This window comes from Formosa sp. A9, from assembly GCF_051200825.1.
GTDB lineage: Bacteria > Bacteroidota > Bacteroidia > Flavobacteriales > Flavobacteriaceae > Formosa.
The window spans coordinates 2,139,789-2,162,242 of record NZ_CP195158.1; the positions used below are offsets into that span (position 1 = coordinate 2,139,789).

General features: G+C 38.0%; 13 protein-coding genes. 8 read left to right on the forward strand and 5 right to left on the reverse strand.

Annotation, left to right across the window (positions count from 1 at the left end; translation table 11 throughout):
* The first annotated feature begins 441 nt into the window (after nt 1-441).
* Genes proC through ACR9EA_RS09615 form a run of 3 tightly spaced genes read left to right on the forward strand, consistent with a single transcriptional unit; the run spans nt 442 to nt 3,235 of the window.
* A complete protein-coding gene (gene proC, locus ACR9EA_RS09605) occupies nt 442-1,251 on the forward strand; it encodes a pyrroline-5-carboxylate reductase (protein ID WP_435132119.1) in 810 nt (269 codons plus the stop codon).
* Nucleotides 1,238-2,026: a glutamate 5-kinase gene (gene proB, locus ACR9EA_RS09610; protein ID WP_435132121.1), complete on the forward strand. Its 789-nt coding sequence runs from the start codon at nt 1,238-1,240 to the stop codon at nt 2,024-2,026. Before proC ends, proB begins: the two co-directional genes overlap by 14 nt.
* Nucleotides 2,027-2,035: 9 nt before the next feature.
* Entirely contained in the window at nt 2,036-3,235 is a 1,200-nt protein-coding gene (locus ACR9EA_RS09615) for a glutamate-5-semialdehyde dehydrogenase (protein WP_435132124.1), read from the forward strand.
* A gap of 69 nt (nt 3,236-3,304) precedes the next feature.
* On the opposite strand, the gene ACR9EA_RS09620 is transcribed toward ACR9EA_RS09615, so the two are convergent.
* Nucleotides 3,305-4,060, reverse strand: a complete 756-nt coding sequence (locus ACR9EA_RS09620) for a hypothetical protein (RefSeq protein ID WP_435132127.1) — start codon at nt 4,058-4,060, stop codon at nt 3,305-3,307.
* Nucleotides 4,061-4,402: 342 nt separating this feature from the next.
* On the opposite strand from ACR9EA_RS09620, the gene ACR9EA_RS09625 reads away from it, so the two are divergent.
* The gene (locus tag ACR9EA_RS09625; protein WP_435132130.1) at nt 4,403-5,089 is read left to right on the forward strand and encodes a LytR/AlgR family response regulator transcription factor; all 687 of its coding nucleotides are present in this window, start codon (nt 4,403-4,405) and stop codon (nt 5,087-5,089) included.
* Here the strand turns inward: ACR9EA_RS09625 and ACR9EA_RS09630 are convergent.
* The 3 genes from ACR9EA_RS09630 to ACR9EA_RS09640 all read right to left on the reverse strand — a co-directional run bounded on the left by ACR9EA_RS09630 (nt 5,086) and on the right by ACR9EA_RS09640 (nt 12,431).
* Nucleotides 5,086-7,248, reverse strand: a complete 2,163-nt coding sequence (locus tag ACR9EA_RS09630) for a hypothetical protein (RefSeq protein ID WP_435132133.1) — start codon at nt 7,246-7,248, stop codon at nt 5,086-5,088. The genes ACR9EA_RS09625 and ACR9EA_RS09630 overlap by 4 nt on opposite strands.
* 97 nt (nt 7,249-7,345) lie before the next feature.
* Entirely contained in the window at nt 7,346-10,975 is a 3,630-nt protein-coding gene (locus ACR9EA_RS09635; RefSeq protein ID WP_435132136.1) for a DUF4450 domain-containing protein, read from the reverse strand.
* Nucleotide 10,976: 1 nt separating this feature from the next.
* Complete coding sequence (locus ACR9EA_RS09640; RefSeq protein WP_435132138.1) at nt 10,977-12,431, reverse strand: glycoside hydrolase family 28 protein; 1,455 nt, start codon at nt 12,429-12,431, stop codon at nt 10,977-10,979.
* Nucleotides 12,432-12,639: 208 nt separating this feature from the next.
* Here ACR9EA_RS09640 and ACR9EA_RS09645 point away from each other — a divergent pair, with 208 nt between their 5' ends.
* The 4 genes from ACR9EA_RS09645 to ACR9EA_RS09660 all read left to right on the forward strand — a co-directional run bounded on the left by ACR9EA_RS09645 (nt 12,640) and on the right by ACR9EA_RS09660 (nt 19,560).
* Nucleotides 12,640-13,929, forward strand: coding sequence for a rhamnogalacturonan acetylesterase (locus tag ACR9EA_RS09645; RefSeq protein ID WP_435132141.1), 1,290 nt, complete (start codon nt 12,640-12,642; stop codon nt 13,927-13,929).
* 10 nt (nt 13,930-13,939) lie between these two features.
* Nucleotides 13,940-16,798, forward strand: a complete 2,859-nt coding sequence (locus ACR9EA_RS09650; protein ID WP_435132144.1) for a glycoside hydrolase family 2 TIM barrel-domain containing protein — start codon at nt 13,940-13,942, stop codon at nt 16,796-16,798.
* Nucleotides 16,799-17,005: 207 nt separating this feature from the next.
* Nucleotides 17,006-18,511: a rhamnogalacturonan acetylesterase gene (locus ACR9EA_RS09655; protein ID WP_435132146.1), complete on the forward strand. Its 1,506-nt coding sequence runs from the start codon at nt 17,006-17,008 to the stop codon at nt 18,509-18,511.
* A 242-nt stretch (nt 18,512-18,753) separates the two neighbouring features.
* Nucleotides 18,754-19,560, forward strand: a complete 807-nt coding sequence (locus ACR9EA_RS09660; protein WP_435132149.1) for an SDR family oxidoreductase — start codon at nt 18,754-18,756, stop codon at nt 19,558-19,560.
* Here the strand turns inward: ACR9EA_RS09660 and ACR9EA_RS09665 are convergent.
* On the reverse strand, nt 19,557-22,445 hold the full coding sequence (locus ACR9EA_RS09665) for a glycosyl hydrolase 115 family protein (protein ID WP_435132150.1): 2,889 nt from the start codon (nt 22,443-22,445) through the stop codon (nt 19,557-19,559). The genes ACR9EA_RS09660 and ACR9EA_RS09665 overlap by 4 nt on opposite strands.
* Between the last annotated feature and the right edge of the window lie 9 nt (nt 22,446-22,454).

Consider the following 22,454-nt stretch of genomic DNA (forward strand, 5'->3'; position numbering starts at 1 on the left):
CGTTTTTTTTACAACTTGGGGAGGTTTAAAAACTAGTTAATGACAACTTACAAGATAGACAAACATCTAAAACTGTTTGAAAATCTTAATAAGACTCTAATTTAAATTCAAAGGGGGCTTTTAAATTAGATAGATGCCTAATACGCATCGCCATTTTTTTAAACGAAGCGGGTTCTTTACAACCTACAAATACCGTTTGATTAATTATTTTTTTTGATAAAACCGCTTGCTTTGGCAAGCGGTTTTTCTATATATAAACATCAATTTCCTCTATACACTGCATAAACACCCTCTATTGTTAATTTAACAATTTTACCGTTAATTCATTAAACAGTACGCAAAAACACCTGCTAAAAACGCTATAAAACTGTTCAAATTTTGATAACTCGCATATTTTAGTATTATGTAGGTGTAATAAATTTTTAACTTAAAAAAGAACTAATGAAATTATTAGTAATTGGAGCGGGAAATATGGGACTTACCTATGCCGAAGCCATGTCGAAATCGAAACTTCTAAAAAAAAGAAACATCATGATTTTAGACAGCTCGGATGAGAAAATTGAAAGTCTTAATAAAGTCTCTCATTTCGATGTCTTCAAAGATCCTAAAGACTGCGTACCACAAGCAGATTTAATTTTTCTAGCCGTAAAACCCTACCACGTAGACGATTTATTTTCGAAAATAGCACCTATGGTAACTCCTGGGCAAATTGCTATTTCGTTAATGGCAGGTGTAACTATTAGTTATATCCAAGACGGATTAGGCCTAGAAAAAGTAGTAAGAACAATGCCTAATTTACCAGCCAAAGTTGGCAAAGGTTTAACCTCGTACACCGCCTCTAAATCGGTATCCAGAATCGAATTATTAACCATAGAAAACCTGTTAAACACCACAGGAAAATCTATTTTAGTAAGCAACGAAAACTTTATAGACGCCTCTACTGGTATCTCTGGTAGCGGTCCTGCATACGTATTCTATTTTATGCAAAGTATGATGGAAGCTGCATTACAAATGGGCTTTTCTAAAAACGACTCTAAAGTTTTAGTAAGTCAAACCTTTACAGGGGCAGTAGACTTATTTAACCAAAACGATTTATCGCCAAATACCTGGATGGAGCGTGTGGCCTCTAAAGGAGGTACAACAAGAGCTGCATTAGATAGTATGGACGATAATAATGTAAACGAATTAATTAAAGAAGCAGCTTTCGCCGCTTTTAACAGAGCAATAGAACTAGGTAATGGAGACAAATAATAAAAAGTACAAACAAAAAATCGTTATAAAGGTTGGTACCAATGTAATGACCAATAAAGACAACCGTATTGTACGCCCGGTTTTAGAACGCCTTGTAAAACAAATTGCCGAGTTGTACGAACGCGATATAATTACCGTATTGGTATCGTCGGGTTCTGTAATTGCCGGAAAAGAAGTTTTAGGCAGTTCAGACATTAAAGATAAAGCTTCCAGACGTCAAGTATATTCGGCTATTGGCCAACCACGTATGATGCGCTTGTATTACAACATCTTTCACGATTACGGTATGAAATGTGCACAAGTGCTTCCTACAAAAAACGATTTTAATCCGGGAGAACACCGTAGTAACATGAAAAATTGTTACGAAAATTTATTAGCAGAAGGTGTAATTCCTATTGCAAATGAAGACGATACCGTATCGTTAACCCACGCCATGTTTTCCGACAACGACGAATTGGCGAGTTTAATTGCAGAACTTATCGATGCCGATAAACTCATCATCCTTACAGATATCGATGGTTTGTTTGACGGTCATCCAGAAGCAGACGATTCGTCTTTAGTCGAAGAAGTAGGCATCAACGAAAATGTGAATCATTTTATAAGCGAAAGTAATAAAGGCGAAGCCGAAGGCCGAGGCGGTATGCTTTCTAAGCTGAATTACGCCAAGAAAACCGCGGCTAAAAACATTCCAACCATAATTGCTAATGGTAAAAACGAAAATACCATTATAGATATTATTGAAGGAAAAGCCATAGGAACCAAAGTAGAAATTTAAAAAACACTCATGAAATTATTAAAAACCGACTTAAAAAATAATGTGCTACAATCTATGATTGAACTATTGGACACCCAAAGAGCACAACTTTTAAGCGCGAACAAAAAAGATTTAGAAGCATTTAACAAAGACGACCAAGCCATGTACGATAGGTTAATCGTAGATGACAAAAAGATAGATGGCATGATAACCGCAGTAAAAGAAGTCATGCTACAAGACGACCCTATTGGACAAACCATTTCGCACAGATTGCTAGACAATGGTTTAGAAATAACCAATAAAACAGCTCCTTTTGGTACCATTATGATTATTTACGAATCTAGACCAGATGTTACCATAGAAGCTGCTGTACTAGCCTTTAAAGCCAACAACAAAATTTTATTAAAAGGTGGTAAAGAAGCCATAAACAGTAATAAAGTTTTGGTAGATTTTTGGCATCAGGCATTAAAAACCCATGGTTTAGATACCAATTACATTCAGCTATTAACCTTAAATCGTGAAGAAACTCAGAACTTCTTAAAAAATCCGTCAGAGAAATTAGACTTGATTGTGCCTCGCGGTGGCGAACGTTTAATTCAGTTTGTAAAAGAACATGCCCGCTGTGCCGTATTGGTAAGTGGCCGTGGAAATAACTTTATGTTTATTGATAAAACTGCCGATTGGGACAATACTTTAAAAGTGGTTTTAAACGCTAAAACCGATAAAATTTCGGCCTGTAATGCTTTAGACAAAATTCTAGTGCATAAAGACATTCCGAATTACGAACAAAAATTAAAAGATTTAGAAGCTACTTTAAAAGCTAAAGATGTAGAAATCTTAGTAGATTCTGAAACTCAAAATACTCTTAAAGACGCCGCTCTAGTTCCAAACGAATCGGTTTGGCACGAAGAGTTTCTCGCTTTAAAATGCTGTATTGGCACTGTAGCTTCGTTAGATGAAGCCATTACTAAAATTAATACTTTTTCTGGTGGGCACTCGGCAACTATTATGACCAATAGCAAGGAAAAAGCTATAACATTTATGGAAGCAGTAGACTGTGCTGCTGTGTACCAAAATGCCTCTACCCGATTTACCGATGGTGGTAAAATGGGTGTTGGTGCAGAACTTGCCATTAGTACCGATAAATTACACCACAGAGGGCCATTAGGTCTTAAAGAATTGGTGACAAATAAATATTACATATTTGGAGACGGACACGTTCGCGTTTAATCCACTTCTAAATTCTATATAATGCAAAAGGCTACCATTTGGGTAGCCTTTTACTTTGTAAGTATAAAATCATTTAATGTGATATAGTTCTAGTTCTAAATAACCACCTGCTTTGTTATTATTATTTACATCATCAAAACTAAACGTGTGATTAGACCATTGCCCTTGAAATTTAACTTGTCTGCTATTTGCATTGTGTTCTTTTAATTTAACACTAAAATTTCTATAAACTTTAGAGCCATCTGCAGCTTTTAAATAATAATACCCTTGTATGTGCTCTGCATCAACCCAAGACCATTTCCCTAAATACTCAGCCCCTAATGGAAAATCATCGTTAAAAATTGATCCTTCTTTAGAAAACCGCAACTGTCCATATTCAAAACCTTCATTAGGAAAAGCAACGCCTGGACTGTAACTGTTATATTTAATTTTAAAGTTACCACCTAATCTAACATCTAAAACCAATTTTCTAGTTTTAGAATGCAAACCATTATCGATTTTCACTGTTAAAAAATACACTCCCAGTCCTAAAGTACTATTCCAAAACACTTCTCCTGTACTGGCGTCTACATCTATACCTGGATACCCTTTCTCTAAAGTAACAATACCTTCTTTACCATCCCAATTAATTTCAGGTTCTTCGGATATTCCGGAATCAAAAACATCAGTTTCTATTCTAGGGTTTTGATATAAAAGCTTCAATTTATTTTCACTTGTAATATCGTAATTAGATTGTTCGTTATCTGATACCGAATCGTCAGTTGAGCATGCCATGAATCCGCCGCACGCAAAACCTAATACTAACATAATTTTTAAAATTTTCATACCAATCTCTTTTATAGTTAATAATATGGCGTACAATTCACATTCGTTATATTACGAACATATTCGCCGATTTTGCTATAAAAAGAGCTTAGGAAAACTTCACCTTATTAAATTAAATAAAATATACTAACCATAGTTTTATGGTAGATGAACAGCACACATAAGCAAACAGAAATACGGTTTTAGCACATCAACAACAAAGCGTACTAAAATTCAAGGGTAAACCCCTATAAAAATTACGTTGTTATTTTTTAATTTTAAAAAGAAAACCTAACATTTAGTCTATACAAGATATAATAGTATTAAAAATAGCTCTCCCTATGACTGTTTATTATACAGATCATGACATTTACATGTTTAATTATAGAGCACGACCCTAAAAGTAGAAATACTTTAAAACAGTATTTGCGCTTTATACCTAATATGCATTTAAGAGCGTGTTGTTCTTTAAAAGAATTCTTCACTATTATGAGCGCAGAGCGTGTCGATCTAATTTTTATAGATATCGGCAATAGTAAATTCATAAACTCAACACTATACAATAAATTAGAACACAAGCCTGAGGTTATCTTCACATCATCCAAAGCAAAAACACCCGTTAATGCCTTTTGTTTTAACGCTATAGATTATCTTTTAAAACCCATCACCATAGAGTCGTTTTTTAAAGCCGTTTCAAAATTCACAAACACTAAACCATCAAAATCGCAAAATTTAGACGATACCTTTTTACTTTTTAATAGTCAACGTAAAAAAGTAAAAGTATTCTTAAATAGCGTTTTGTATATAGAAAGCGCTAAAGATTATATAATGATTTACAGAACCCTTTGTCCGCCGTTAAAAACAAAAGAATCTATAAGTCGTATAGAAACTTTGTTACCGCGAAATCATTTTTTAAGAATTCATCGTTCCTTTATAGTTGCAATTAATAAAATTTCGGCCTACAACAATCATGAGGTTCAAATTAACAATCAGGATATTCCTATAGGACGAACGTACGCGCATGTAATTCATAAAATTAGCTGCTGTTAAAACATCTTCTGAAATCCTTCCCACTTTACATTCCAAGAGCCGTCTTTTGGGAACCCTGGATTTTCTCCTTCCGAACCATCCCAACCAGCACACATCATGGCTACAGCAGTTAATAAACCGCCATTCCCTGGTAAATATACTGGCAAGCGCCCTTCCTGGTAATTATGACCACTTTTTAAATAGGTATTGGTTTGTATGTCCATAAACAAGGCATCTACCGCTTTTTCCGGTTCGCCTAAACGAGCTGCCGTCATGGCCGTCATTGGAAAATCCCAACCCCAGGTATCGTGCCAAGCCCAGTTATCCCAAATCCAGTCAAACGTGTTTTTCATAATAGTTTTATCCAATTTTTCCGATTCTGGTAACATCCCAAAAGTTCCAAACACAGACGGGTGATCGGTTCTGTATTCCGGATTGGTGTAGGAATCCGTTGCACTTTCTGCCGCTAAATACATATTATCCTGAACTGGTAAAGGCGACAAACCATCTAAAACGGTTTTCCAAGCAGGATTTGGCTCTTCTCCTAAACGAATTTTCCAAGCCACAGCCGTTTTTAGTGCCCAATGCCAATAGGCTAATTCGTAAGTGGGATTGTATGTTTCAACTGCTTTAAAACGTTCTTGAGCAGCAATTACTGGCGGTCCCAATTCGTAGCGATTCTTTTCGGTGTTGAAATTGGCATAACTTGCCATAAAATCGGCTGTTGCATATACCCGATCTTTATACAATTCTAAGGTTTCTTGGCTTGGTTTTGCACGATACATCAATTCGGCATAAGTAATAAAATGTGGTTGTTGCCAGATTAAAAACGCCCCCACAGACGATGGCCCTTCATCGCCATACGGATCGGTCATTTTTTGCCATCTAGCACCTTCAAAACCTTGTCGTTCGGCCAAAGACTTAGCCTTTTTAAACACGCGATTATACCACGGTAAAGTTTGCTCCAAATATTCCAATCGATTCCATAAAGCAAAATGCACACCATGCCACCAATGCATTTCTAAATGTGGTTTACCATACCAACTATTGTAGGTTAAACCGGTTTCTTGCGGAGGCAATGCTCCTGTACACTGTAACTTTGTTAAATATTGAGACAATACCACGCGACGCTCCAACTCTTTAGCCCGCGGATCGGTACTGCCCGAAAAATCTACCACTGCACCACTTTTCCAAAACCGCTCCCACTCCGTTTCACTACTGCTTAGTACAGCTTCAAAATCTATAGACCTTTTAACTTCTGAATTGGTATACTGACACGTAAATTCGAACACATTATTTTCTTCAGGTGTCAACAGAAAATAATGTTCTGCTTTTTCTGCTAGTTGTGCATTACCCTTCCATTGTAAACCAACTTGATACTGTAACGAATCCAATTCGCGAGCAATAACCGCCTCGTTTATGGTAGACTTTACAATACTGCTTTTATAAGGTCTTTCACCATCCCACTGCGCTGCCAAATCGGTCCATGTGCCTGTTGGATATGGAAAACGCACGCGAATTTGTAATTGCTTTTTCAGTAATAATTCAGACTGAATTTTAACGCCAATTACATCGGCTTCCTGATGACAAGTCGTCCAAATAGTTACAGGAATTCCTTCAACGGTAAATTCACTGGTAATTTCTCCCGTCCACAAATTTAAGTGCTGATTTATGCTTTTAATATCTGAAGGTGCTACTTTACTACCATCCGACTTTAACAATTCCAAGCCTAAATTCCCCAACTGCAAACGGTGCGGATTCGATCTAAAATACTCTGTAGCCGCTTTGGTTCGTTCCGAAGCCTTATTCTGAATAGCATAAGAAATAGCTCTGCCATTCTGTTTGTAATCGACTAAAGTTTCTTCAAACTTATAATTTTCGGTATTGGGATAACTATCCCAACCCCACTCCGATTGCGTGCCCAAAGGCATGCCGTCTTTGTAATATTCGGGAAACGTTTGTAAACCCGTAACATCTACCGTATAAGCAAAGGTGCCATTTCCAACCGACAAAGACGCTAAAGTATCCAAAGATTTCACTATAACATTATGCCGGCTTACAACAGCTTTTCGGTCTATTTTTTCAGCACTAGTCAAAGGTTCTTGTTCCACTTTATCTTTACAAGAACTATTACTTAATAAAATAGCACTGAACATTAAAAGGGCATACAGTTTTTTCATAATATTTGGATTTTAGTTATTGGGTTTTGGTTATTAGTTGTTGGCTTCATTTTCAAATTGACCAATTGCTACATTATTTAACTACTACATTGGTACATTAATTAATTGTTCTATTAATCAAAGTCAGTCCCATTAGGCCAATAACCACATCGTTGGCCACGGCTTCTACTTCTAAATAATCTAAAGTTTTATTAGCATTTAATGGTAAATCCAAAAGCGTTGCTGCACCTCCATCAATTCCAAAATCTGAAAAGCCCTTTATGGGTGTATAATCTTTAAAATCGTTTATAAATTCGCCCGATTTTAGATACAGTCGCGGCGGTTTAACGGCATCGGTTGTAAAGGCAAAACCGTCGTCGTAATAGTTTTGCTCTATTGGCCACCAGTTTTCAGGGTTTTTAAGCTCTAAAACACTAGAAGTCCCATCGGTATACACCACACGAACCCGCCCATTTACCATTCGGGTTTGCATGGGATTGGTCGTTCCGGCCATTAGTAAATAGACATGTGATGCCTTGCCTTTAAGCGGAATTTGAATGGATTTTGGATAGTTATCCCACTGCGAAGCAAATACAATATTTTTAGCTTCGCCCGCAGGCAGTTGAAACGGAATGTTTTGCAAATAAGAAACCGCTCCTAAAGCAGCTTTTGCTCGTAAACCAGAATCGTCTATTTCAGGCTGAATGTATGGATAACACCAATTCCCGATACCTTGTGTTGGTAATTGCAAGGTCGGCGATGTAGGTCGCGGACTCAAATATTGCTGCTGAAAAATTTCGGTAATATTAGCGTTAAAATCTCTTGTTAAATCGATTGTTTCTGTGTTGCTTTTAGATGGTAATTTTAAATCCCAATGTTGAAAAGTCTCCACTAACATTCCATCTTTTGATATGATTTCTAAGCTATTTGTTCCCGGCACACACAGCTGTTTATCTAATCTCAGCAGCATGTTTTTTTTCGCCTTATCGCCTTGAAACGTTACCGAAACGCCATTAATTTTAACTGCTGATAATTCAGCATCAAATGGATGAGACATCAATACTTCTACATACGCAGATTTGCTATCGACATGAACGACTTCTAATTGGGGTTGAATACTAACATTTACAGGCTGCCACCATTTTAAATCGCCTTGTTGCATCTGTACAAACAATATTTTTTCTCCTGTTTTCGAAAGGACTTTACCTTTTAAGGTGTTCGAATTTAAATCTGTTTCACTTAAAATGCCTTGCGGATCTTTTACTGCTAATAATTTTGCTTGCTTACTTGTTACTGTAAAGTCACCACCTTCGTAAACCACAACGGTGTCGGAAATCATTTCTATGGCTTCTGTTCCCCAGAACACTTTAATGTCATATTCCGGATTGTAATCGCATGAAAGTATAATTTTAGGCTGACCAACAGCATTTGTATCTACCAACCATTGTACTGATTTACCATTTACCGTAACTTTTTCTATCGAAGTTTTTTCTACATTTAAAACTAATTTCAGCTTCATTTTCGACTCAAAATTGGGTTTTATACGATAAGCTGAAACATTTTGTTTTCGCTCAAAATCGACAGACACATTAGGAATATCCAAACTTGCAACATCCCAATCTGACGGAAATCCAGGTGTAATCGTTAAAATTTCATCAATGGCATTTGGCACAATTCCAAACAAACCTTCAACCAACGATCTTGCAGCCATACCAACAGGATCGGCAAAATCGCGATACAATTCACCGCGAATGGCATCGTAAAAACTCAACTGCTGAAACCCTCCCGGCGAAGCCCCGTAATACATACTTTCAATTAACGCATTTCGCCAAATTTCGAAACCTTTTTCGGGTTTACCGCCTTGCCAATAGGCCAAAGAAGCATGTAAATTTTCGGCTAAAGCCACGTTGTTCACACTCCACGTATAAGGTTGCCAGTTACTTGTTGCCAACAAAAACATGTTTTTGTGTTCCGACTGATCGGTAGTGACAGGAATATGCGGAATCTCCCGATCTACGTAATCCAACATTTGATACGCCTGAAATCCATCGGCAATGCCTTCATCTAGGCTATGATAAATCGTCCAAAGTCCGGGCTGATCGTGCAAGTTTTTATTTCCCAGAGCTTCTTTATATTCAGCAAAAACACCTTTATCTGAAACCCATAAATCTTGCACAGCTTTTTTTATTCGATTGGCTTCCTGTTGGTAAACCGTTGCATCTTCACCCAAAATTTTAGCAATCTGCGCTGCTATAGTATTAGCGCTGTAGTTATATGCCGATGCATAGGTAACACCGCCACCGCTATACTGTAAGGCATCGCTCGCCCAAATACAAGCATAAGCATCGTAAAGTCCATCGCCATCCGCATCGAAATTGCGCTTTTCCCAAGCCAAATGGCGTTTTACTACTGGCCACATATCACGGATAAATGCAGTATCGCCTGTCCATAAATAATGCCGAAGCAACTGATTGACAAACACCGAATTCATATCGTAATGATGCGCAATGGTATTGTTATTCGGTCGGCGACTAATATAACCACGACTAAACATGGCGGTTCCTAAAACTTCTTTCTGTCTGGCAAAATTTCGGGAGCTATCCAATACAATGGGGCCTGTTTCAGGCTCTAACACTTGCGATTTTCCGTAACTTTTAAAATGCATTTCCGCACGATCTTTCCATCCTAACGGATCGGCAACATAAGCACCGCGCCAAGCATTTAAGTGCATACGCCAAGCCACGGCACCGTGTAAATACGCCGGACTTTCCCATATGGCATCGCCAGCAATCGCTAAAGCACCGCCCAAAGTATTGATGTACGGATCGGGTGTTTTAAGCGTAACTCGCGATCGTAATTCCTGAACGGCTTCTAGAGCTTTTTCAAAATTAATTTGAATATCCTGCTGGGTTTGAGACTGTAAACTTTCCGTATTCTCGAAAGCCCAGTAATAGGTTTTAGAAGATTGTAACGCTAATGTTCCTGTTATAACCGGCAGGCTATCCGCTTGCGATTCAAATAATACTTTAGGAGATTCCTGTTGCAATGCATTAGCCAGTTTCACTTCAGATTTTGGAAGACACCCAGCAATATGTCGATTATTACCTGTTTTTTGCTTGTTGTTTTCGGAACCAAAATCAACTTTAAAACGATTGTCTTTTATGGTGTACTTATTATTTACACAATATTTAGGTTGCAAGTAAAACACCGATTCAGGATCGGCACCAATATCGCCATCCCTATGAAACTTTTTACCACTAGCGCCACCAAAGGCCCAAATCAGGTCGAGATGTTTTGGTAAATTTTCGGTGCTTACTTTTGTTATAAATCCTTCTCGATCGGCAAAAGCCACGACTTGAACAGTAATAACACCATTGTGTAATAATTCATCTCGTATCTCGTAAATCATAGTGCCTGGAACATAACTTGTTTGCATCTTATCGCAAGCTGTAAGCCACTTGCTTTTAGACTTATTGGCGATTCCTAATTTAAAATTACCGCCCATACCAGGCATATACATGGCGAATTCTGGTAAATCGCCTGCTTCTAATCGAAATCCGGAATTGGTGCCGTAAATGGCACGATTAAATTTTCGTTGACCATTAACCAATTTAAATCCGTTACCTTCTGGTTTGTAATGTAACTGCCTGATGGTATCGTGCCAAATTTGTTGCTGTTCTTGCGAGTTCGCAGCACTAAACACCAATACACAAACTAAAGACAGGCTAATTTTTAATAAACTTCTCATATTACTGCTGATAATGTGCATCTGTAAAATTGATGTTTGATGTATGCTCTAATTGAACTTTGGAATTATCCTCTGTTTTGATACTAACGTCATCTAAAACCCAATCTTTAGAATACACTATTTTCCCTGCGGTTTTAGCTTCAATACTCACATTTTTTAAGTTGAAATTTTCAATTATCGAGGTTTCTAATCCGTTTACATTAATAGCAGTTTTAGCTCCTTTTACGGCGATATTTTTTAAGGTTATATTTTTAAACTTCGGAATACCTTTAGACGCTGGCTCGACTTGTTTCAACATGGTTTTCCAATGCTCTGGAATGCTGTCGTAATCGTAATTTTCTGGTAATTTAGAATAGCTGTACGACGGATTCCAATTCATAGACACCTTAATAAATATCCCAACACTGTCCATTTTTATATTTTCTAAATACACATCTTCTACAATACCACCTCTCGTTGTTGCCGATTTAATATTAAGACCGTTACTAGTACCCAAACCTTTAATATTAGACACATAAACATGCCTGATACTGCCAGACGTCTCGCTACCAAGCGTAAATAAACCGGCGCCTTTTCGGGCAATACAATCCCTAATTACAACATATTCTGTGGGTCTGTTTACGCGCAAACCATCCCAATCGCGTCCGGCTTTTAAACAAAAATTATCGTCGTTACAATCGATATCACAATTCTGAATTAACACCCATTTAGACGAATCGACATCGACACCATCGGTGCTTGGCCCGTGGCCGCCAATATTATTTCGAATGGTTAAACCATCAACCGTAATGTGTTCGGAATACAAAACTTGAACCGTCCAAAATCCTGCCTTCTGAAGTTGTAAATTTTTCAGCTCTACATGTTTCGCATCCGAAATTAAAACGGTTCTTGGGCGTCGCGCATCGTAATCAACTATCCATCGCAAACCTTTAGGTTCGTACTCATCTTTTCGTAAGGCCCAATAATAATCCCAAAAGACTTTCCCTTGTCCGTCGATAATTCCATCGCCTTCAATGCTAATATGGTTTTGATTGTTCACATTTATCAACGCTGAAGGCCAAGGCATTTCCACACCAGCAACCCGGGTATCAATCACTTTATAATCATTAATATCTTCACTCCCTAAAATAGTTACCCCTTTATCCACTCGAAACCGAACATGTTCTTTAATAAAAATAGAGCCTGATAAATACTTACCTGGTTTGAAAGCTACCGTACCGCCACCATGTTCATGGCAGGCATCTATTGCTGCTTGAATAGCTTCGGTATTCAAAGTTTTACCTCCAGCTTTAGCGCCATAATCGTTAACATAAAAAGTCGTGTCTTTAAACGTTAAGGCTTGCGCCCCCACTTCCGATACCCATTTTGGCACCTCCGATGTTTTCTTTTGTTGTTTTGAATTTGTGCAAGCAGTGGCACTTAATAATAAGGTTAAGAATACAATTACTGGTTTCAAAAAGTTAGTGTTTAAAAATTTATCCGAAGATCATTAAAAAGATTATGATATGCATCCTGTACCTACATGATTCATCGTTTTAACTTACATAAATCTTTTTCCAATTTCAGAATAGTACAGGATGGTTCTCTCTGCTTTTGATACTACTTTAGTAAACTAAAAACGAACTATCTATTCCTGATTTAATAGCCAAAATAAAAAACCGATTATGAAACTCAGCAACATTGCTATTTTATATTTACTATTTTCGACAAGCCTGATGGCGCAGACCACTGTAAAAACCTTCACTTTTGGTTCTGTTAAAAATAACGATTCGGGAATTAGCATTACTGATGCGATAGCATATTCTAAGAAAACGGCATACGGATTTGACTTTAACACGGCACAACACGCAAATTTTAGCACGAATTCGGTATCAAGCACAGAAAGTTTATATTTTTCGGTGGCTTTACCTGAAGGAAACTATAACATCGATTTGGTTTTGGGTGGCGATCAGGCTTCAAAAACCACGGTAAAAGCTGAATCCAGACGTTTGATGCTTAGAGATGTTGCCGTTAAGAAAAACCAAACAGTACACAAGACCATTACTGTAAATGTGCGCACCCCAAAAATTAACGACACATTAAACATCACCTTAAAAGAACGCGAACGCAACTACTTAAACTGGGATGATAAGTTAACTTTAGAATTTTTAGGTCAACCTGCCATCCAACAAATAACCATTACGCCTGTAACATCGGCAACTACTGTGTTTTTAGCTGGCGATTCTACAGTTACCGATCAGGATTTAGAGCCTTGGGCGTCTTGGGGGCAGTTTATTACAGCCTACTTTAACCCTAGTATTGCCATAGCTAATTTTGCAAATTCGGGAGAATCTTTGCCTTCATTTAAATCCAGAAAACGCTTAGAAAAAATAATATCCCTAATCAAACCCGGAGATTATCTTTTTATAGAATTTGGCCATAACGACGAAAAAATTAAAGGTGAAGGCAACGGTGCTTGGGGCTTATACACCAATTTATTAAAAGAATTTATTACCGAAGCCAGAGCTAAAAAAGCAATACCCGTGTTATTAACACCAACGCAACGCCGTGCTTTTGAATCCAATGGCAAGTTAAAGGAAACTCACGGCGATTTTCCAGCTGCCATGAGACAAGTTTCCAAAGATTTGAATGTACCTTTAATAGATTTAACCGCCATGACAACCGTATTATACGAAAGTTGGGGCGATGAAGCCTCTCGCAAGGCCTTTGTCCAATATCCGGCCAATACCTTTCCGGGACAAACAAAAGCGCTGGAAGACAATACACATTTTAATAGTTTTGGCGCTAATGAAATAGCAAAATGCGTGGTAATAGGTATTCAGGATTTAAATTTACCACTACAAAAAGCACTTTTAGAAAAACTGGATTACGACCCAAAATCTCCGGATACCTATAAAAACTGGACTTTTCCTTTAAGTCCTAGATTCGAAAACACAAAACCTGATGGTAACTAATCGTATTTACATGAAAATTTCAAAAATTATTTCCTTAGCACTTTTACTAATTTCCCTTTGCAGTAGTTATTTTTCAAGTGCTCAAGAGACCAATAAAATCTATTTATCTGGTAAAGATTTTAAAAACCCGGTACAATGGGATTTTATGTCTACCGCCGGTAGAAATAGTGGCTCTTGGTCGACCATTAACGTGCCGTCTAATTGGGAACTGGAAGGTTTTGGAGAATACACTTACGGACGTTGGTATAAGGAACTAAATCAGGACGAACCTAGTAAAGAAGAAGGTTTTTACAAGTTTAAATTTAGCGTTCCAGAACAATACAAAAATCAACATGTAAGCATCGTTTTTGGTGGCGCCATGACAGACACCGAAGTTAAAATCAATGGCAAATCGGCTGGCGCAACGCATCAAGGTGGTTTTTACGAATTTCAATACGATATCACGAATTTAGTAACTTACGGTAACAAAAATTTACTGGAAGTTCACGTATCCAAACATTCCAGCAATAACACTGTTAATAATGCCGAACGCAAAACCGACTGGTGGTTATTTGGCGGCATTTACAGACCGGTTTGGTTGGAAATTTCACCAAAATCGTTTATCAAACACGTGGCCGTAGATGCCAAAATGGATGGTAGTTTAACGGCAGATTTAGAACTCGAAAACTGTCCAAAAAACAGTAGCATTGAAGCGTCTATTACTTCGTTAACTGACACCAAAACCTACGAAAACATTACGATCCCACTAAACAGCAAAAACGATACACAACAGATTACTGCCAAATGGAGCGGCGTAAATACTTGGGATCCGGAATCGCCAAACTTATACACCTTAACATTAGCTTTAAAAAATAAAGGTGAAACGTTGCACGAAACCAAAACAAAAATCGGTTTCCGAACGCTTGAATTTATTAAGAAAGATGGTATTTATGTGAATGGCAAAAAAATTATCATGAAAGGGATTAACCGTCATGAAATCTGGCCAGAGTCTGGCAGAAGCACCGATAAAGTCATTAGCGAATTGGATGTCAATTTAATTAAAGACATGAATATGAATGCGGTGCGTTTTCACTATCCGCCAGCGACACATTTTTTAGAAGTCTGCGACTCTTTAGGCTTGTTTGTTTTAGATGAATTGGCTGGTTGGCAAAACGGTTACGATACCAAAACAGGGACGCAACTCATTAAAGAAACCGTACAGCGCGACGTGAATCATCCTTCTGTTATTATTTGGGATCACGGTAACGAAGGTGGTTGGAATTACGAGATTGACGAGGTATTTCATCAATACGATCCGCAAAAACGAATTGTAATTCACCCATGGTCCGATTTTAACGGATGGGACACCCACCACTACCCGACTTACCTAACCGGCATGCACCGTTTCAACAATGGAGAAAATGTGTTTTTTCCAACCGAATTTATGCACGGTACCTACGATAATGGTATTGGTGCTGGTTTAGACGATTTCTGGACGCGCTACAAACAAAGTCCGTTATTTGCAGGTGGCTTTATGTGGGCCATGCTAGACGAAGCAGTATTACGCACCGATTGGACGGGTGAGCAAAAATACGACTCCAAAGGTAACTTGGCGTCAGATGGCGTTTTAGGACCACATCGCGAAAAAGAAGGTAGTTTCTTCACGGTTAAAGAAGTTTGGGCACCAATTCAATTTCAACCAAAACAAATTGGCGCAAAATTCGACGGTTCGTTTTTAATTACTAACGACTATATTTTCAGCAATCTTAACAGTTGTAAGATGCAATACAAAGTTTTGCAAGCTGATAGCAACATGCTTTACACCACAAGCCAAAGTAAGGTTATTGCCGAAAACACGATCGCTATTCCAAATATTGCACCAGGTGAAACCAGAGCCATTCAGTTTGAAGTCCCAACCAATTTTTTTGAAGGCGATTGGTTAGAAATCACCGCAACCGACAAACATGGTCGCGAAATTTACACCTGGTCGTGGCCAATCCACAGAGCGCCGTTTTATGCGCAAAAATTCATTCAAAAAAACACAACTAAAGACCGTGTAACTATTGATAAATCAGGTAATAACATCACTTTAAAAAGTCCTTCAGCAACATTGGTTTTAAATGCTGGGACTGGTGAAATTGAATCGATAAAAAATCAATCTAAAAACATACCATTCAACCAAGGCCCACGACCAATTGGTATGAAAGCCGAAGTGGAACATACAGCCATTCAACAATATCAGGATTCCGTGGTTTGCACTGTAAAATACACAGGTGGTTTAGACCATATTAATTGGACTATGTACAACGACGGTCGCGTAAAAATGCATGCTGTCATGTTAAAAAATGCCGGAAAAAGCAGCGGATTTGACGGCGCGTTTATCCAAGGTGAAATCAGTAAATTTGGTTTAACCTTTACGTATCCAGAAGACGGTGTAACAGCAATAAAATGGTTAGGAAATGGTCCGTATCGCGTTTGGAAAAACCGATTGAAAGGTGCCAAAATGGGACTTTGGGAAAAAGATTATAACCAGACGATTACTGGCGAAAGTTTCGAAAACTTGGTCTATCCAGAATTTAAAGGCTACCATGCCAATATGTTAGCTGCCAATTTACAATCAGATCAAGGGGATTTAAGATTCTTTAGCGAATCGGATAAATTATTCTTTAGATTGTTCACACCTGATTTACCAAAACATGCCGTTTCAAAAGTATTTCCGCAACCGGAATTTCCAGAAGGCAACATTTCTTTTATGTACGAAATACCAGGAATGCGGGCATTTAAAGCCTTACAAGACCAAGGTCCGGAAAGTCAGCCAACCAACATCCGAATTAAAAGCGGAGATGAAGGAATTCCGATGACTGTTTGGTTTGATTTTAGAAATCATTAAAATGAATTACTTTGAAATTTTGCCACGAATACACGAATATTTTTTTATCTAATTCAGACCATAAAATTTCTCGTCACTCTGAACTTGTTTCAGAGCCACATAATTTAAATGTGATATGCAAATACTATGAGCTGCTGAAACAAGTTCAGCAAGACAACAACAAGAGTTATAACTATTAGCAAACAATCGAAAAACAACACCTAACTTATGAAATTTTATAAACGACTTATAATACTTTTTTTAGCCATTTGCTTTTTTCAATGCCAATCCACAGAAAAGCAACCTTTAAAACCAACTGTCTATGCCGTGGGAGATTCTACGGTTAAAAACGGTCGCGGCAACGGCGATGGCGGTCTTTGGGGCTGGGGCGATTTTATTGGTCAGTTTCTGGACACGACTAAAGTCACTGTTAAAAATCATGCGCTTGGCGGAACCAGTAGTCGTACGTATCAGAATTTAGGCTTATGGGATTCGGTTCAAAAACAATTAAAAACTGGCGATTATGTCATGATTCAGTTTGGCCATAACGACAACGGCCCTGTTAACGATACCATTAGAGCGCGCGGCACTATAAAAGGCATTGGAGACGAAACCGAGGAAATTGATAATTTAATCACCAAAGAACACGAAATTGTGCACAGCTATGGTTGGTATCTGCGAAAAATTGTTACCGATGCCAAAGCTAAAGGCGCTATTCCTATTATCATGTCGCCTATCCCAAGAAACAAATGGAAAGATGGCAACATACCACGAAACAACCAGTCCTATGGATTATGGGCCAAACAAATTGCCAAGCAAGAACAGGTAACGTTTATAGATCTTAACGACCGCATGGCTTCAAAACTAGAAACCTTTGGAGAGACTGGTGTTACAGGAACTTATTTTTACAAACGCGACCATACCCACACCTCGGCTAAAGGTGCTGTGTTAGCGGCATCTTGTATTATTGAAGGTTTGAAAACAACCGATAACAGCCTGAAACAATATGTTATTGAAAACCCAAAAATCAGCTTACCTAAAAAATTCAATCTGTTTTTAATTGGCGACTCTACAATGGCTAATAATGGTAATGATAACGCTACGGGTTGGGGGGTACCATTTCCGAAGTATGTTGACACCATGCGCGTGAATGTGATTAACAAAGCGCGTGGCGGACGCAGTACCCGAACCTTTACTAGAGAAGGCTTATGGGACGCGGCTAAAAACGAATTTCAGCCAGGTGATGTGGTGTTTTTACAGTTTGGACATAACGACGCTGGCAATATCGATAAAGCAAAATACCGTGGGTCTTTAAAGGGCATTGGCGATAACACCCAAATAGTTGAGCGCGACAGCCTAACGGAAACCGTGCACAGTTTTGGTTGGTACTTAACGCAAATGATTGCAGACACCAAAGCAAAAGGCGCCAAACCTATTGTAATGAGTTTAACACCACGAAACGAATGGCCAAAAGGCAAAGTGGAACGTCGTACCGATAGTTATGTGTTATGGTCTAAGCAAGTTGCCGATAAGGAAAGCGTCCCTTTTATCGATTTGAATGACAGCATTGCCGTACAATACGAAATGTTGGGCAAAGAGACAGTGAAAACATTTTTCCCACAAGATCATACCCATACAGGAATTGAAGGCGCCGATTTTTCAGCTAAAGTCGTAGCCAAAATCTTGAAGCAATCTAAAGCTCTTGGCTTGCGTGATTATATAGAATTAAATTAACTAAACCACTATAGACTGGAAGTCTATAGGTTTGAAAACAGACTGAAAGTCCGATTATTTGTATTTATTTTAGCCACAAATACACGAATAATCTATATAAAAACTATGTCAAATATTCGTGCATTCGTGGCAAAAAATATTTATAGAAACTGAAAGTCATGCACTAAAAGTGCATAGTTTCAACTAACGACTGAGACCAATGAATAATATAAAACACATCTAACCAATTAATAATAAAATACATGTTAAATTTAAATAACAAAGTTGCCATTGTAACTGGAGGTAACGGCGTTTTAGGCGGAGCCATAGCAAAAGGTTTAGCCAAGCAGAATGTAAAAGTAGGTATACTAGGAAGAAATCCGAAAACCGTACAAGACCGAGTTAACGAAATTATAAATGAAGGTGGCGAGGCGCTAGCTTTAGTTGCCGATGTATTAGACGAAAATTCATTAATTGAAGCTAAGAATACCATTTTAAACACGTGGAATAGCATCGATATTTTAGTAAATGCAGCCGGAGGAAATTTAAAAGGCGCTACTATAAGTCCAGAACAAACCTTTTTTGATTTATCGATTAGCGATTTCGACCAGGTAAATGCCTTAAATTTTAAAGGCACTGTTTTGCCTACTTTTATTTTTGGCAAAATTATGGCCGATCAAAAACACGGCAGCATCATAAATATATCATCTATGGCTGCCCACGCAGCAATTACACGTGTCGTTGGATATTCGGCATCAAAAGCAGCCGTCGAGAATTTCACCAAATGGTTAGCCGTTGAAATGAATTCTAAATTCGGAGAAAAAATTCGAGTGAATGCCATAGCTCCAGGCTTTTTTATAGGTGAGCAAAACCGGGATTTATTATTGAATCCTGATGGCTCGTTAACTGCCAGAGGCAAAACCATAATTGCCAACACCCCAATGAAACGCTTTGGAAAGCCAGAAGAATTACAGGCCTTAGCTGCATTGTTAGCCGATGATGCTTCAAGCTTTATTAATGGCTCTGTAATTTCTGTTGACGGTGGCTTTGGTGCCTTTAGCGGTGTTTAATCTATTGTCGTTTCCTGAAACATTCCATAAGGGAGCTCACTAGCATCATTAGTTTGCAGTACTATATAATCTAACAAAACACCAGCATCAACACTATAAATTTTTAATTGCTGTTTGCCGCTGGTGTTTACAGGAACTTTTATGGTTTGCATGGCTTTATTACTTAAAACATTCTGTTTCCATTGCTCGGTTCGGCCTTGGGTTTTAAAACTGAGTGTTTTTATTTCTCCGTTATTCCATTGTACACCTATGCGCACATCTCCATCTGTAGTTAACGGATGCGTTGGCAAAGCAACAATGTGTAAAGTTGCAGTATCATTTTTTGTCTCGGTTAATATGTCGTATGTTAACACAGGAGACTCATTGAATGTCGTAAAGGTTGTTTGTAATGGCAAAGCTTGCATAACATTACCCGAATGCCCTAAACCGGTTACTTTAGACCATTGTTTATTATGGAAAAGTGTTTGCGACGAAAAATTTGTGGCATAAACCACAGCCAAGCCATGCTTTTCTACAACGGTATTTGAAGGCACATTAAGATAACTATCGGAAACGACGACTTGTATGTTTCGTTTAAAACCTCCCGATTCCAAACTTAAAATTGCAGATTTAGGTTGTTTATTTTGTTTCCAAAGCTGCCAATTTAAGGCAACTTGAATTCTGGCTTCCTGTTTGTTTTGATCTAAAGTACCTTCAGATTGACTTACTGAAATCCAATTTGGTAAGTTCTTAAAAGACCACTGAGCGCGCTTAGCCGATTTTAAAAAAACATCTATAAAATACGAAGCTTGATCGTTGGTATAAAAAACAGGTAACGCTAAAGATTCGCCTTGAGAAGCTTCAACAAATAGCCCAAAGCCTTCATTATCCTCATTTTTAACTAAAGGAATTTCTGGTTTATCGAATACAGGAAGTCGTCTGGGTTTCATATCCATTATACCCTTCCATTTTCCACCAGCTATAGCATTGTACTTTTGTGTTAATGTTTCAATATTCTGAAAAGCTTCATCGGATAATGTCTTATAAAATGTTGCGCTTTGTCTGCCCTGTTTATTGTACAACATGGCTTTATCGCGATATAAAAACTTTTTATTCATATTTGATGAAGCTTTTACGGGATAGCCCACAAGTTGAAAAAAAGAAGCTTGTAAATTTTCGGGCAACTCCTTTTCGATCTCATCAACCTGGTGTTCCAGATTTTCATAAGCCAGAATACGACTGTTATTTTCATCTCCAAAACCCAAAGCAGTATAAGCTGTATTATAAATGGGCGTCGTTTTTTCGGTTTGACTCCATCCCATAAATTCTGGTTTTCGTTCGAATGCTAATTGATAATATTCAGATGTTATATCAGCAAGACGTTGGCCATACATATCGCCAAACACCGATGCATAGAATTCTTGCTGATGTTCAAGCACATAATCTGAATTCTGAAACGGTTGAGCATGATACGCCATGTCTAAAAACAACTGCATATTATATTCTGCGGGCTTAATGTCGCCTACATTTAAAATCCAAAGTGCTTTATTGTTGGTTTCGTAAGCTTTCATCATTTCTTCACGAATCAGTCCAGGGTGTGTTGTACTTAACCACAAATAGTCGTGTGGTCGCCCCCAGTACGACGCATGATAATATACACCGCTACCACCAGCTCGCTTTTGCTCTTCGGTATTACTTAACGCTCTAATATATCCGTAATTATCATCGGTCCAAACCAGAGTAATATCGTCTGGCACTTTCAATCCGTTTTTATACAAATCCAACACTTCTTTATACACCGTAAAAGCCTGCGGAATTTGAGTAACATCCGTATTAATATACGATTTTAACAAACGTCTCTGATCTGCTAATACACCATCTAATACAGCTATAGCTTCGGTAGTACTTTTAACACCTTCCATACCACTATCGTGAACGCCACGCATGCCCATGCTGTAAATGGCATCGATAGTTTTAGCCGTTTTAACACGATCTTCCCAATAACGGAATACCTCTTTTTTATTGGTTTTGTAATTGAAAGCTCCCCTGGTTGTTTTATCCCATTCATCTACATTATTTCTTAACATGGGTTCTGCATGCGAAGTACCAATTACGATATTGTATAATTCGGCCATTTTAGGATTATCATCGTAATAAAAAAACGCTTTAGTACTCGGGTGCATGGCTGGCCAAATGGTATTGGCTTTTAACCTGAGGAGCAACTCGAAAATTTTAGCATAGGTTTTTGGGCCTATATCTCCAATTTCGGGCTCGAAAGTTTTTGCTGCCCAAGGTTGAAGCCCCCAATCTTCGTCATTTAAAAAGATACCTCTATAGGTAACCGAAGGCGGCTGACTATAATATGTTTCTGGATAATTAAACTTTAAATTACTGCGTTGCTTTGTTGGAACATCCGCCCAACAATACCAAGGATTCACACCTATGTTTTGAGATATGGTAAATGCACCATAAGCTGTACCGCGATTATTTGTTCCAGAAATAACAAAAGCTTTATCGATGTTTTGGGTTGGTTTAGTTACAGTCTTGTACACATAACTTTCCCATTGCTTTTCGAAATTTGGTTTTAGTCTCTCTGTTGTAATGAAGGTTTTAATCAGTTTTGAATGTATGCTGCCTATTACGATAACATGCCCTTTAGCGTCCTGTAATGTCGTTACCACTTTTGGTTTGTAATTTGTAACCTTAAAAATATCTTCAGCTAAAAGATGCGATACAATAGAATCTAATGGCGACCCTTTTTTATCGTATAGAATCATGGCTTTTTCGGTATCTGTAACCACGCTAAACGTCGCCGTATTTTCGTTTAAACTTGAAGCTATTTCTTCCGTTTGTCCAACAACATTAATGTTAAAACACAGCAAAAGCACCCAAACAACCACTCTCATAATCTATCT